10 protein-coding genes are annotated in these 14,375 nt (G+C 45.8%); 6 read left to right on the top strand and 4 right to left on the bottom strand.

The window, feature by feature from the left end; genetic code table 11:
* Window positions 1-394: 394 nt before the first annotated feature.
* A complete protein-coding gene (locus JGK16_RS19830) occupies window positions 395-3,325 on the top strand; it encodes a PAS domain-containing protein (protein WP_293203356.1) in 2,931 nt (976 codons plus the stop codon).
* Here the strand turns inward: JGK16_RS19830 and JGK16_RS19825 are convergent.
* Window positions 3,306-3,503, bottom strand: coding sequence for a hypothetical protein (locus JGK16_RS19825; protein ID WP_293203354.1), 198 nt, complete (start codon window positions 3,501-3,503; stop codon window positions 3,306-3,308). The two genes, JGK16_RS19830 and JGK16_RS19825, sit on opposite strands and share 20 nt — an antisense overlap.
* A gap of 165 nt (window positions 3,504-3,668) precedes the next feature.
* Here JGK16_RS19825 and JGK16_RS19820 point away from each other — a divergent pair, with 165 nt between their 5' ends.
* Window positions 3,669-4,166, top strand: a complete 498-nt coding sequence (locus tag JGK16_RS19820; RefSeq protein WP_293183733.1) for a hypothetical protein — start codon at window positions 3,669-3,671, stop codon at window positions 4,164-4,166.
* Window positions 4,167-4,229: 63 nt separating this feature from the next.
* Here JGK16_RS19820 and JGK16_RS19815 read toward each other — a convergent pair whose 3' ends face one another.
* The 3 genes from JGK16_RS19815 to JGK16_RS19805 form a co-directional block, all read right to left on the bottom strand.
* On the bottom strand, window positions 4,230-4,595 hold the full coding sequence (locus JGK16_RS19815; RefSeq protein WP_039886668.1) for a response regulator: 366 nt from the start codon (window positions 4,593-4,595) through the stop codon (window positions 4,230-4,232).
* 320 nt (window positions 4,596-4,915) lie between these two features.
* Window positions 4,916-7,261 carry a tyrosine-protein kinase family protein gene (locus JGK16_RS19810; RefSeq protein ID WP_293183731.1) on the bottom strand — a complete coding sequence of 782 codons (2,346 nt, stop codon included), beginning with the start codon at window positions 7,259-7,261 and terminating at the stop codon, window positions 4,916-4,918.
* 136 nt (window positions 7,262-7,397) lie between these two features.
* A complete protein-coding gene (locus tag JGK16_RS19805) occupies window positions 7,398-8,876 on the bottom strand; it encodes a polysaccharide biosynthesis/export family protein (protein ID WP_293191975.1) in 1,479 nt (492 codons plus the stop codon).
* Between the two features lie 312 nt (window positions 8,877-9,188).
* On the opposite strand from JGK16_RS19805, the gene JGK16_RS19800 reads away from it, so the two are divergent.
* The 4 genes from JGK16_RS19800 to JGK16_RS19785 all read left to right on the top strand — a co-directional run bounded on the left by JGK16_RS19800 (window position 9,189) and on the right by JGK16_RS19785 (window position 14,375).
* The gene (locus tag JGK16_RS19800; protein ID WP_293183726.1) at window positions 9,189-10,586 is read left to right on the top strand and encodes an O-antigen ligase family protein; all 1,398 of its coding nucleotides are present in this window, start codon (window positions 9,189-9,191) and stop codon (window positions 10,584-10,586) included.
* A 140-nt stretch (window positions 10,587-10,726) separates the two neighbouring features.
* Window positions 10,727-12,061: a flippase gene (locus JGK16_RS19795; RefSeq protein ID WP_293183723.1), complete on the top strand. Its 1,335-nt coding sequence runs from the start codon at window positions 10,727-10,729 to the stop codon at window positions 12,059-12,061.
* Window positions 12,058-13,275: a hypothetical protein gene (locus JGK16_RS19790; protein WP_293191973.1), complete on the top strand. Its 1,218-nt coding sequence runs from the start codon at window positions 12,058-12,060 to the stop codon at window positions 13,273-13,275. Before JGK16_RS19795 ends, JGK16_RS19790 begins: the two co-directional genes overlap by 4 nt.
* A gap of 38 nt (window positions 13,276-13,313) precedes the next feature.
* Complete coding sequence (locus JGK16_RS19785; RefSeq protein ID WP_293183721.1) at window positions 13,314-14,375, top strand: hypothetical protein; 1,062 nt, start codon at window positions 13,314-13,316, stop codon at window positions 14,373-14,375.

The following is a 14,375-nucleotide window of genomic DNA, read 5'->3' as shown; positions in this document are numbered from 1 at the left end:
GGGATTTTTACCAGAAAGAATTGGTTGAAAGCCCGCCCGCCTTTGACGGAGAAATTAAAATTAGACTATTCATTACTCCAATCCTCGGACTTAAGGGTAGAGGTTGCCCTCAAAAGTCAACTGTCAAGTGTCAAGTGTCAACTGTTGAAGCAAGGCATTGACTAATATAATACCCACAAGGTTCGAGAGAAGAAATTAGGTTATGTATCTGTTAGCAAATACTGGGAAAAAACTACCGACAGCATAATCTGTGAGATATAATAAAATACAAGCAAATACAATTAAAAAAATCCGAGGATAGTTAATTAGCACTAAATATTGAAACAACGGAACTCCTCAATAACATATTTTTAGATTCAAGAATGTTTGTGCCAATACAAAAAGCCCAAAAACCATGCTGTCTATTCTGTTGATCGACGACAACCCGAACGATCGCCTGATGATCGAGCGAGAACTGAGAAAAACTTTGCCCGATTTAGAAGTTAAGTCGGCGATAGATGCCCCAAGTCTCGAACAAATCCTGGTCGTCGGGGGTTTTGACATGGTGATTACCGATTACCAAGTGCGCTGGAGCGACGGATTAACTATTCTCAAACAAGTTCAAAGCCAGTACCCAAATTGTCCGGTAATTATGTGTACCGACAGCGGCAGCGAACAAGTGGCAGTCGAAGCGATGAAAGCGGGTTTGAGCGATTATGTGTTCAAAGGGCGACACTTCAATCGGCTGGCGTCTGCCGTGCGCGAAAGTTTGGAAAAACAGCAGTTGCGCGAGAATTACGCAAAAACTTCGGCGCAGTTGGCAATTTCTGAGGAAAGGCTGAGGGTAGCTATCTGCGCCTCGCAAATGGGAACTTGGGATTGGAATATATTAACTGGCGAGGTGGTTTGGTCGGAGGGACACGAACTGTTATTCGGGTTGGAAAAAGGCAGTTTTTTGGGAACTTATGAAGCATTTTTTGCCTTTATTCACCCGGACGATCGCGATTCTATTGCTCGCGCGATCGCCTTTTCTTTAGATAACAAGATAGAATACCAGCACGAATTTAGAGTGATTTGGCCCGATGGCAGCTTGCACTGGATCGCGGCTAGGGGCAAGTTTTTTGATGATGGTACTGGTAAATCGGTGCGATCGATCGGCGTGGTTTGGGATATTACCGATCGCAAGTTATCCGAAGCCAGAATACAGGAAAACGAGGAAAATTTGCGCTTTGCCCTAGAAGCAGCTAACACGGTTGCTTTTTCTTGGGATGTTGTTTCCGCTGAAATCCGCCGTTTTTCCAATGCCCAAACAGAGATAGGTTTGCACCCGGACAGCGCAGTTGGTACTTTTGAGGAAAAAAAGAATGCGGTGCATCGAGATGACCGCGACAGCTTTTTGGCAGATTTGGATGCGGCACTCAGCGGCTCGGGATTTTACGACTCGGAACACCGCCAAGAGCGCCCCGACGGTTCGGTGATTTGGCTTCACGACAAAGGGCGGGTGGTTTTTGACGCATCCGGTAAACCAGTGCGACTGTTCGGCGTAGCGATCGACATTACCGCTCGCAAACAGTTAGAATACGATCGCTCCCAGGCTTTGGCGCGCGAGCGATCGTATCTGCACCGCCTGCAAAAGTTAACCTCCGCCTCAGTTGCGCTCCACTCCATGCTTTCGGTAGCAGACATCGTTCAGTTAGCAGCAGATAGCGCCCGCCAAATTCTGGAAGTCCACCAAGCAGCCGTCAACCTCAGCCCTTCCGCCCACTGGGATGTTGGAATTAGCAAGTTTTCCCTATCCGAAAAATACGCCCAGTGGCAAGATTACTGCGAAGAGCCAGACGGTACGGGCATTTATCAGGAAGTTTGCCGGCACCAACAGGCGATGCGGATGACTCAAAGCGAGTTAGAGGCTCACCAGGCGTGGCGGAAGTTCGGCAAGGCTGCCGACAAGCACCCGCCGATGCGGGGCTGGCTGGCGGTACCGCTGACGGCTCGCGATGGCAGAAATATGGGATTGATTCAGTTGTCGGACAAGTATGAGGGGGAGTTTGGGGAAGATGACGAAAGTATTTTAATGCAGTTGGCTCAGGCAGTTTCGGCGAGCATCGAAAACGCGCGGCTTTATGAGGAATCTCAGCAGGCAAATCGCATGAAAGATGAGTTTTTAGCAACTCTTTCTCACGAGTTGCGATCGCCCTTAAACGCGATTTTGGGCTGGGCGCAATTGCTACGAAATCGCAGTTTCAGTCCGGCAGCTACCGCACGGGCGTTGGAAACGATCGAGCGCAATGCTAAATTGCAAACTCAATTGATTGAGGATTTGCTGGATATTTCGAGAATTATTCGCGGCAAATTGACTTTAAATCCTTGTCCAGTAAATTTGATTTCGATGGTGGAAGGAGCGGTAAATACGGTGCGGTTGGCGGCCGATGCTAAGTCGATCGACGTGGAGTTGGCAATTCTAGATTTGGGCTTGGATACTGCTGAATTTTGCCCGCTCAAAGAGGTTTATGGCGATCGCGAATCTCCGTTAAATCCGAGATTTTTGGTATCGGGAGACCCCGGCCGCTTGCAGCAGATAATTTGGAATTTGTTGACGAATGCGATTAAGTTTACGCCGCGTGGCGGGCGAGTAGAAATCCGGTTGCAGCGATTTGATTCGGAGGTTGAGCTAACTGTTACCGACACCGGAATTGGGATTGCTGCGAATTTTTTGCCTTACGTGTTTGAGTCTTTCCGGCAAGCGGATGCTACGATTACTCGCAATTATAGCGGTTTGGGGCTGGGTCTGGCGATCGTCCGGCAGTTGGTGGAACTCCACGGCGGCAGGGTTTGGGCCCAGAGTCCGGGACTGGATATGGGTTCGACTTTTACTTTCCGCCTCCCTTCGATTCCGGTAAATTCGATCGCCCCTGAGGAAGCGTCGGTGTTGGCTGGCGGTGGTAATTTACAGGGAGTCAAGGTTTTGGTGGTTGATGACGAGGTGGATTCGCGGGAATTTATGATGTTTGTCTTGAGCGATTCCGGGGCGGCTGTCAGGGCTGCATCCTGTGCTGCTGAGGCGTTTGAGGTGGCTTCGGAGTTTGTGCCGGATGTTTTGGTCAGCGATATCGGAATGCCTGAGGAAGACGGCTATTCGCTGCTGTTAAGGCTGCGTTCTCTGGCAACCCAAAGCGGCAGGAAGTTTCGGGCGATCGCCCTGACGGCCTATGCTAGAGATGAAGACCGCGATCGGGCTTTGAAAGCTAGTTACGATCGGCATCTGACTAAACCCGTACAGCCCGATGTCTTGGTGGAGGCTGTAGTCAGTTTGAGGCGTGCCGGCGCTAAAATTGGTAATTGGTAATTGGTAATTGGTAATTGGTAATTGGTAATTGGTAATTGGTAATTGGTAATTGGTAATTGGTAATTGGTAATTGGTAATTGGGAATTGGTAATTGGGAATTGGTAATTGGTAATTGCGAATTATGCGCCACTTTGAAACAGGTTTCTCCATTATGTGTAATATCAAATCCGCTCTTCATCGGAATTATTCATCTCTCTTATAGCGGTTCTTAAAAAAGTGAGGTATGCCTGCGTGCCCTATGCCCTATGCCCGATACCACCGCACTGTTGCTGAGACTCGGCTATATAAGACCTTTATTAGCTTGTGTTAATATGCTAAGATATCCAAAAACTACGGTAATTTGGTGGACAAACTTCAGACAGACATAGAGGCAATTTGCTCTCAGATTGAGGCTTTGCGCCGCGAACGCCAACAGCTTAGCACTGGCGCGATCGCCCCAGCGGGGGATTCGCCCCAAGCCATCGCTGATGCTTACCGCCGTCACGCGAGGGAAACAGCACAAGTGTCGGCAGAAGTCAAGGGAATAGATGATGCGATCGCAGCTCTGTCTGCTCAACTGAATCAGAAACAGCAGCTATCGGTAAACTTGCAAAGAATCAGTCCGATGGAGCAGCAAGTTGAAGAGGGAAGAGAGCTCGCTCGCGGACACGCGGAACGGATTAACGAACTGGCGGCCCAATTGTCGGGAGAAGTGAAGGAACTTAAAGCCATTGCCGACCAAATTAGTCCCAGCTACTGGCAGGTTTATTACAAGCCTTTTATTACGGGTTTTAAGAGTATTTCTGTACCCTACGTGCGATCGGACGGGGATGTTTGGACTATTGTCAATCGAGTAGTTTAGAGAGGCTGCGGGATCAGAAATTGGAACCACTCAAGACATTTTTTCTGTCCCTCTTCCTCTACTTCAACCGCGCAGCAGTTGCTTAATCGTGCCCACCAATTCCTGAGGGTGAAACGGCTTGGCGATGTAAGCGTCGGCTCCTTGTTTCATTCCCCAATAGCGATCGAACTCTTCGCTTTTGCTCGAACACATTACCACGGGCAAATTCTGAGTTTTGGGGTCGCTCTTGAGCCGGCGACAGACTTCATAGCCATTCATCCGGGGCATCACGATATCCAGAACGACTAAATCCGGGCGGTTGGCTTTGATTTGCTCTAGAGCTTCTACGCCATCACTAGCTACCGTGACATTGAGTCCTCTACCTTTGAGCAAGTCGGCGATCATCTCCCGCAGAGTGACGCTATCATCAACAACCATAACTGTACTCATAGAATAATCCCTACCAAGTTTCTGGGTTGAAACGTTCACATTAACGTTTGCATTAACGTTCACCTTCAAAGGTGTCTTTTCCTGATTGAGATTGCGCTCTGCTAGATGTAGTTTACCCACTTTTGCTGATTTCCCAATCATTTTTTAAAGAATTACTGCGAACCAAATATCCGCGTAATCTCGGTTGACACACGAGGCTATGTCCGTTAGTCTATCATTTTCTTTCTCAAATGGTACGTTTGTCAAAAAATGATTGTGCAGGTTGGTTGTGCATTTCGGGTAGAGGAGGGCGGCACGGCGCCGCTTGGAGCGAAATTTGTCTAATTTTGATTTTTTGTACCTAAAGCCGATAGTTTTTGGTCGTAGAGGGTGTCTAAACCGACCGAGCGCTGCCGGTAGCTGTTAGGATCGTTTTTGCAGCCGTTAGCCACGATTCCCAAAACCGAAGCTCCAGAAATTTTTAATTCTTCTAAAACTTTGCGAACTTGCGCTCGGTCTGTTTTGGCAATTTGCACGACCATAATCGTAGCGTCGGTGTGAGCTGCTATCAAGTGGGCGTCTGCCAAGCCGGCTAGCGGTGGGGTGTCATAAATCACTAAGTCAAAAAATGCTTGAAACTGCTCCATCAAATACTGCATTTTTTTGGAAGAAAGCAGCTTGATCGGATCGGGCGGAATTTGTCCTGCGGTAAGTACGAACAAATTGTCTTGATTCAAAGCTCGCTGAATCGCGTCGTTGAGGCTGAGATCTGTAGAAATGGCATCGGCGAGCCCGCGCACGTTTGGCAGTCCTAGCTTAGTATGCAGTTGCGGGCAGCGCAAATCTGCATCTACTAACAATACTCGCTGTCCGACTGCTGCTGCGATCGCGGCCAGGTGCAAAGCTACTGTAGATTTGCCGTCTCCAGCCACGGCCGAGCTCACTAAAAGCGATCGAATTGCCGTACCTGCACTGAGCAAGTGAATATTGGTGTAGAGCGATCGAAATGCTTCTAAAAATTGATAGTCCAACTCCCTAAAAATACTTTGACCCCCGATGAGCGTCGGAGGAGTAGGTTCAGTGTCGAGGGATTCGAGAACTTGCACTTGCGACTTCGACGACGAGCGAGCCGAAGTTAGTTTCCTCGGCCTCGCTGGCTGTCTGCGCCTGACTTTTTTGCTAAACGGAATCACCCCGATCACCGGCAATTTTGTGGCGATTCTCAGTGCTTCTGGAGTGTGGAAAACAGTATTTAGCACCTCTACGAGCAAGCCGACTGCTATGCCCAGCAGACTGCTTAAAATTAGTGCCAACGCTAACTGTCTTTTGGTTTGTTTGATTGTAGCTGGGATCGGCCTATTGAATTTGTCTAGCGGAATTTCCGGAGGATTGATCAGCACCCAAGGTATTTGCTGTTGAGCTGCATCAATCCGCAAGGCTTCCCGTTTTGCCAAAAAGTCCGACAAACTCTTAGTAACAACTTGTTGTTCCCGCACTAAATTGTCGTATTGTCTCGTTGTTACTGAAAAATTTCTAATTTTTTGGTAGAGAGCCTTTTGCAAAGCAGTCATTTCGCGATCGCGCGCCTCAACTTCTTTGATTTGGCTTGACAAATTTCCCATCACCACTTCTTTTGCTTGTTGAGTCGCCGTTAAAATCAGTTCTTCCCGACTTTTTCGCAGTGCTAAAACAGGCAAACTGTCATCTCTATACTGAGCTAATTTCAGGGACAAGTCTGAGTCTATTTTCTGGATTTGAGATAAGAGTCCGCCGTAAGCTTGTCCTTGGGTCATCAATACGCCAATGGGGTTATTTTTATCCAGTAAATTTTGATAGCTTTGGTAGAGATTCCGCATCCCTTTTAACTGTACCTGGAGTCCTACTTGCTGTCCCCGAATGCTTTGAACTTGTTCTGACAGAGATTTTCCCTCTAGCTGCGGCTCAAACAAGTTGCTATTCTGGCGCAGTCTTTGGACTTGCAGTTGCAAAACTTCGACTCTTTCTCGGAGCTTGGGCATCTCCATGTCTATAAATTTAATACCTTGATTGATGCCCGTCAACCGCTGCTGCAAGCTATATTCTAGATAAGCTTTAGAAACCTTATCCAATACGCCGTAAATTTTATTTGGTTCTGAATCTTTGTAGCGAACTTCTAAGATTTTTGTACCTTGCTGTTTGCCATCTCTTCCGTAGCTGACGCGGCTGATCGACAGTTTTGTCATCAGTTCGCTGTAGGTTAGGTTGGGATTCCAAGCTCGCAAATCTTGAAGCACTGGCTGCATCATTTTGGGGCTGCGTAAAATCCTAATTTGGGTTTCGTAATCTACTAAACTAATTCCTTCTATATTAATTTTTGCTAAGTCGGCAGCGACGGTATTGTCTAATTGTTTGGATAGCAAACCTTCAGCGGTTGCTGGTTCTACTAACAGAGAAAATGAGCCTTCATACTCCAGCGTTATCCGTTTAGAAGCGGTGACGATCCCTGTTCCTGCGAGGGCGCTCAAAGCAATTGTGGCTGCTGCCATCACCAGGATACGGCGGCGCAGGACTCCTAACAGCCACGACAAGTCTAGCTTTTCTTCCTCTGTCTCCTCGACGAACCTATCTCTGTAGTTCTGAGCCGAGAAGTCGGGCAGTTTGCCATTAGATTTGGGTGTGAAGGGTTGGTAATCTTGTCTGCTATCCATATTCAGCCTGGGTATTCTTGAGGTTTATATTTTTGATGTTGATATTTTTGAAGCTGCCACGCCGCGACGCCAGAAATTCTATTGTTTAATTTATTCTAGCCTTTCGCAGGAATTATCCACCTCACCAGCAACGTTCTTACCTGAATAAACTTCGGAGAACGTTTATAAAATTTAACACTCCGGTAGCTGGCCCGACAGGCCCGACTACAGCGTTCATGCGGTCTATGAAGTTGACGATACCGCTGCGGGATACGATAATCATGTCGTTGTTCCGAAGTTGAGGATTGACTTCTTCGTTAATGCCTTGAGTTAAATCGACTTCGATCGTCCGTTTAGTAGCAGTACCGTCCTGATTGAGGCGGACTAGCTCAATTTTATTCCTTCTAGCTCTCGTATTCTCGTAGCCAAAAAATCCTCTGGAAACTAAAGCTTGATTGAGGGTGGCATTAGGTGGCAGCCTCAACGGATCGAGAGATGTTCTGACTTCTCCTACTACATAAACGTTAATGCCGGAAGGAGCAAAGTTAGTGCTAGCCAGCACGCCAGCTTCTGCGGGGTTGACGATAGTTGCTTTGGGAACGATGATGGTGTCTCCCTGCTGGAGGATGGTATCTTGGGCGCCGTCGCCGGACTCTAGGAATTGCCACAGGTTGACTGGAATGATTTGTTCGCCTCTTCTGGTGACGCGGCGCACTTGAATTTGGCGGATGTCGGCTTCGGAGGTAATTCCGCCTGCAAGCTGAATGGCGCGGATGACGGTGGGGAATCCTTCTCGGCTGAGGTCGCTATTGGTGTTGCCGCCGATGACTACGTAAGCCCCCGGGCGGGTTACTTGGCCGACGATGGAGATCGATCGAGGTTTTTCCGGCGGCGGCGAGAAGTTGGCGATCGCAAATTGGCGCGCCTCTGCTTGGTTGAAGTTCGCGACGGTAGGGATCACAATCGTGTCTCTGTCTTGCAAAATGATATCTTGAGAGATGTCTCCTTCTTGCAAGAATTTCCATAGGTTAACGTTGAGCACTTGGTCGGGGCCGTCGGGTTGGGGACGGCGGACGCGGATGTTGCGGATGTCAGCGACGCCAGTGACGCCTTCTGCGAGTCTGAGGGCTTGGGTGACGGTTGGGTACTGCACGCTGGGCGCGACCCCCGGGCCTGGAGTGAGGGCGATCGTGAAGTTTCCGGGTCTAGTTACTTCTCCGATGACGCCGACGTTGAGGGGGCGGGCGGCGACGAGGCTGACTGTAACTATCGGATCTTTGAGGATGCGGCGGTAGGCGTTGCGGATGATGGTGGTGGCTTCCGCTAAGGTACGGCCGCGGATCGAGATCAGACCGATCAGCGGGAGGTTGACGGAACCGTCTGAGAGGACTTCGTAGCCACGGGTGAGCTCTGGTACTTCGAGTATTTCTACTTGGATGCGATCGCCACCGCCGAGTTTGTAGCTTTGGGGCGATCTTCTAACGCCGACAGGTGTTGTGACTGCGCCAGGACGCAATGGTAGTTGCGCTGTTGCACCAAGCGGGAACCCGAGGGAAATACTCGCGCAGGCGATCGTCCACAACATCAAACTCAAGACTGGCGGGTTTACTTGTTTGGAAAAATCAGTGTTAGCCACAGACTACTTATTTTATTTGAGGATCATTCACCAGTTTAATCGCCGATCGTTGAAAAGCAATGTCGATCGCAGATACAAAGAAAAAAATCATCAAATTTTCTTCCCCTCCCCCTCCCGGCAATTATCTAGAAGGCAGAATAAAAAAACCTCGGCATTCCCCAACCCCTCTCCTCATACCCAACCAACCAACACTTTAGACCAGCAGCAGCTTATATAGAAAGATCGCCGGCGACAAATACCTCGGTTTATTGTTATTTTGGTGGAATTAGCCCGCTGCTAAATTGGTATTTTTCTCAGAGAGGGTAGATATTTATGGCGAGAATGATTAAAGAACTAATTCTCAGCAATAATTTGTTGCTGATGATATTGGGTGTCAGTGGCTTGGCGATCACTCTGTTGATATTTCAGATTGCCAGCAAAAAACAAATTGGTATTACTTTAGAAAAGTGGTTTGCAGTTCTGTACATTTTCATGTCTCCTCATGTTAATGTACCTCCTTTTAATTATATGCACTTTATCAATATCACTGACCCTGAGGGTGGAGTAATTAAGCAGCTTCCTTATGTATTTTATCCCTGGATAGTTTTTATTTTATGTGGGAAATTTATTAATTTTTGTAAACACAAACTTGTCGAAGGATTGTTATTTGTGGTGCTGAGAAATCCGGCTTTTTCGCTATATTGTTGGCTACCAATAACATCGACACTGTGGTCGCTAGTTCCTGATATTACGCTGAAAGCGGGGATAGCATTTACAGGTTTTACGGTTGTGGGTTTTTATATAGGTGCGCGATATGAGTGGCACGAACTATCAGCCTTAGTGCGATGGGGCTATACCTCGGTGGGTATAGTTAGTTTTTTGCGCTACCCGAATGTGACACGGGAATTGTCAGGAATTACCAGTCACAAAAATTCTCTGGGCAGCATCATGGTAGTAAGTACAGCACTTTGGTACCTGCACTATTCCCAAGGTGCTAAAACTCAGAAAGAACGCTGGATAGCTCTGGCATTCATGTTTTTTTCCTTTTATTTGGTTAGAACTACTAGCTCTGGGGGTTCTCTAGTTAATAGTTTGATGCTCATAGTTGTAGTATCATCCTTAAGCTTTTTGAGCAAGTTAAAGTTTCAATGGGCCTTTACTTGTATTGTCGGCTTTACGATCTTCGGTATCATAGGTAGCATTTATATAATCGACAATTTGGAATCCATTGTTGTCGGAGGTTTAGGAAAAGATTTGACTTTGACAGGACGCACGGAGTTCTGGCCGCAATTAATCGCGGCAGCCAACCAGCGTCCTTGGTTTGGCTATGGATTTGAGGGATTTTTTCAACAAGCATTAATAGGCAAGGAGACCCCAGCTTATTATATATATACTACGAGTGGATTTCAACCTAAAACTGCTCATAATGGTTCCATAGCAGTCTTACTCTCTTTCGGCTATCCAGGACTGGTTCTAATCTTAATTTCTGTGTTGACAAATCTGATTTTCGCCGTCCGGCAACTGAGCCGCAGCCCGCTATCTCAAGCGGGGATACCGATTATTTACTTAGTTTTTATTATTTTGAACAACCTAACTGAAGGTTCTCTATGTGATATTGGGGATGTCTGGCTTGCCTACGTGTTAATAACAGTTAGACTCAGTATCGATAGTGGCAAATCTCCATCCAGCAACCGGCGTATTTCCGGAGGCGATTTGGTGGCGCCATCTTGATCCAGATTGAATCATGATTAACTTGCAGAAGTTGAAAATTGCTCGAACTATGATATACTATATTAATGAGCCTGGTTTTTGATTAATTCCCGAACGCTCGAAAAGTATATTTATTTCTGACAAGGACTGAAAACTTTCTGATGTTAGATAAGCTAAATGCGGTCAGTCAAAAGCTCGGCCCCGGCCTCCGCCAGGTACTCGGCAACCTGGCTTGGCTGTTGACTGACCAAATTTTGCAGATGAGTCTGGGTCTGCTGGTGGGAGTGTGGGTAGCACGATATCTGGGCCCGGAACAATTTGGCTTAATCAATTATGCGATCGCCTTTGTTTCGCTGTTTTCCTCGGTGGCAACAATGGGATTGGGTACTCTGGTAGTGCGAGACATTGCTCGCAATCCCGACTGCAAAGAAGAGACTCTAGGGACTGCTTTTGCCATACAATTAGCAGGCGGAATCATCACTTTACTGCTCACTGTCACAGTGATTTCAATACAGAATCCCAATGACAGCTTAACTCGTTGGCTGGTAGGGATTATCGCCGCCGGCACGATTTTTCAGTCCTTTGAAACAATAAATTTTTGGTTTCAATCTCAAGTTCAATCTAAGTATACAGTTGTCGCTAAAAATTGCGTATCATTACTGGTTGCAGGACTCAGAATCGGATTAATTCAACTCAAAGCACCACTGATTGCTTTTGCTTGGATCAGGTTGGGAGAGGTAGCATTAGCCGGATTGGCGATCGCAATTGTCTATCAAAACAAGGGAAATGATTTAAAGCTGTGGCGAGTCAGTTGGCAGCGAGGTAAAGAACTGCTTCACGAAAGTTGGCCGCTGGTGCTTTCAGGCTTGGCGGTTTTTATTTATTCCAAAATCGATCAAATCATGCTCGGCTCTATAAATAAAACTGAGTTAGGATATTATGCAGTTGCAGTCAAATTATCAGAAATATGTGATTTTTTGCCTGTGATCATCGCTTCTTCTATTTTCCCGAAACTCGCACAGTTAAGAGAAAAAAATTATGGCGAATACTTAAAAAACTTTCAGATTTACTCAGATGCCATGTTATTTTTGTGGTTGGGAGTGGCATTACCAATCTCTCTGCTAGCTCCTTTCATAGTCCAAACTCTCTACGGCGCTCAATATACAGAGTCAGCCAGGGTATTGTCAATCTACGTTTGGGCTCAATTTGGCAGTAACTTCGGCATCGCTAGAAATACCTATTTTGCCTTAGAAGGTCAACTGCGATACGGTCTTTACTTGACATTTATTGGCTCATTTTTTAATATAGTATTGAACTCTCTACTAATTCCTAAATATGGAGCTTTTGGAGCAACTGCGGCAACTTTAATTACTTATTTCTATGTAATTATTTTAGTCAACTTTTTGATTAAAGAACTGAGACCTTTTGGTAATTTAATTCTGAATTCGCTGAATTTATACAAGGCTGCATCCAGGCTGATAGGATTGATCAAATGATTGAAATTAAACCCAAGCTCGAACACCGATCGCACTGTCCCTCTTCTGGGCAAATACTCAAACCTGTCAAAGTATTGTGGCAAGGTTCCCGCATCTGTGTTGTGTCTGAGTCTCCAGGAGGTGGCGAAATCATTGACGAGTTGAGAATTGGCCACGCGGCTAAAACTGCTTACAGCATTAACTTAGCTGAAGGAACAACTTTTAGTGATGACAAATATGCGGAAGAATTTTTAGCAAAACCCTTGCTCAAATCTCTGCAAAATCCTCAAAACGAACACCTAGAAATTACTCAAGAAATCTTTAAATCTTGCGATCGGGCGATCGTATTAAACTGCATCGATTATCTGTACGGACACAGCCTTTTAAAGTTGCTCAACGCACAGAGACATTTAGAATCTCACCCAGAATTTGGTTTGATTGTCATTGTCCAAAAATTTATGAGGTGGATGGTTCCCGAAGGAGTTGCTGAAGTCTGGACAGTACCTATATCGCTGAAAAACGGTCAGTGTTACTATCCCAGTTTTGGCAATTTTGTCAGCAAACAGTTAGAACGTTTCCAGGAAGTTTACATCAGTGAAGCCTATTCTCACCCCAGTCAATTTGACATTAGTAAATTTACGGGGGTTGCCAAACACGATTTTGATAAGGAAGAATACAAAATTACTTTTGTTTGGCGGGAAGATCGGCTGTGGTGCCGGCATTTGCTTGTCAAAATTTTCCGAAAAATTAACTTGCTACAAATTCCTTTAAGTATTCAAAATTGGAAAGTGCAGAGGTTGTTTGCGAAAATGCGAAAGTTGCTGCCGCAAGCTAAGTTTGCAGTTGTAGGTTTAGGCAAAAACACTAGCTTTCCAGAGTGGGTAGAAGATTTCAGAGTGGATAAGTTCGATGAAAAAACTGAGAGGCAAATGTGTCAGGTTTATTCAGAGAGTCGCTTGGTAATTGGGATTCACGGTTCCAATATGTTGCTGCCTTCGGGACACGCTGGTATGACGATCGATATGATCGATGAAAGGTGGGGCAACTTTGCTCAAGATATTTTATATCAAGAAACAGACCCCAGACTGTCTTCGTTTCGCTATCGATATCTGCCGCTGGCGACTAGCTTAAAAAACTTAGCGCATATTGGTTCTGAAATGATTATCAAGCGCTTGGATTTCTATTTTCACATGACGGGCGATTCCCTTAGGGATAGCTTCGCTTCACGGCTTTAATTTACTCCACACTTTAAATATAACAGGAGATATACACGATGAATGACAGCGGTTCTGTTTACATAGTTACTGGAATGTGCTGCGATGAAGAAGGCCAGGAAAGTAAATATCCCCAAGGATCGGATGCTAAATCTTCTTCGGAAAAATTTCAATCAGTTTACTGGCGATGTGCGGTGGTATATTTTGCTTCCAGCGTTAGAAATAACCCGGAAGCTCAGCATATCTTATTTACGAATGCCGATCGCATTCCAAATATTGAAAGCTTTAACACCGTTGAGTTTTTCGACAAAATTGGAGTTAAAGTTGTCCAGATTCCATTTACCTATCAGCCACCAATGGAATACTACCCCGCCTTCAGAAGTACCTTTTTTAAGTTTGACATTATTCAATATTTGAAAAATCATTCAGCGTTAAACGATCGCTGTATAGCTTTAGACTCTGACTGCGTGTGGGTAAACTCCGCCGATCGCATAATTGCCGATATTGAAAAACAAGGTTTGGCTACCTACGATTTGTACGAGCCTGAAGACAAAAAAATCAGTGGTTTAACCAGGCGAGAAATGCAGAAAATTTATGAGGAATTAGGCTATAAAGTAGATGAGCCTCCCAAGTATTTTGGTGCAGAATTTATCGTAGGAAGTGGCAAACACATTAAAATATTGTCCGACGAAGTAGACTCGATCTGGGAGACTTGCTTGCAAAGATTTGCCGAAGGAAAGACAAAATTAAATACAGAAGAGCAGATGCTCACCTACATTTACAACAAGCTGGGATATGCTCGCAGCAGCGGCAATGCTTATTTTAATCGAGTGTGGACATCGCCGATCATTCATACGGCAACTGAGGCTGATTTAAAAATGGATATATGGCATTTGCCAGCCGAAAAAGGATACGGAATTAAGCGAATTTTTGCACAAGTTTCTAATCCCCAATCAGATTTTTGGAATTTGCCTTTAGGAGAGCAGTTTACTAAATATGTTGCGGGTTATGTTGGCATACCACAACGGAATATTTCTAAGACTGTCTTGGATGTTTTTGACAATAGAATTTCTGGTATCAAAAGGAGATTGTCGAAAGTCAAAAGTGTTGTCAGCAATTAG

Source organism: Microcoleus sp. PH2017_09_SFU_O_A (assembly GCF_020738625.1).
Lineage (GTDB): Bacteria > Cyanobacteriota > Cyanobacteriia > Cyanobacteriales > Microcoleaceae > Microcoleus.
Note: the sequence above shows the minus strand (reverse complement) of the source record. Positions and strands in the feature narration are given on the sequence as shown.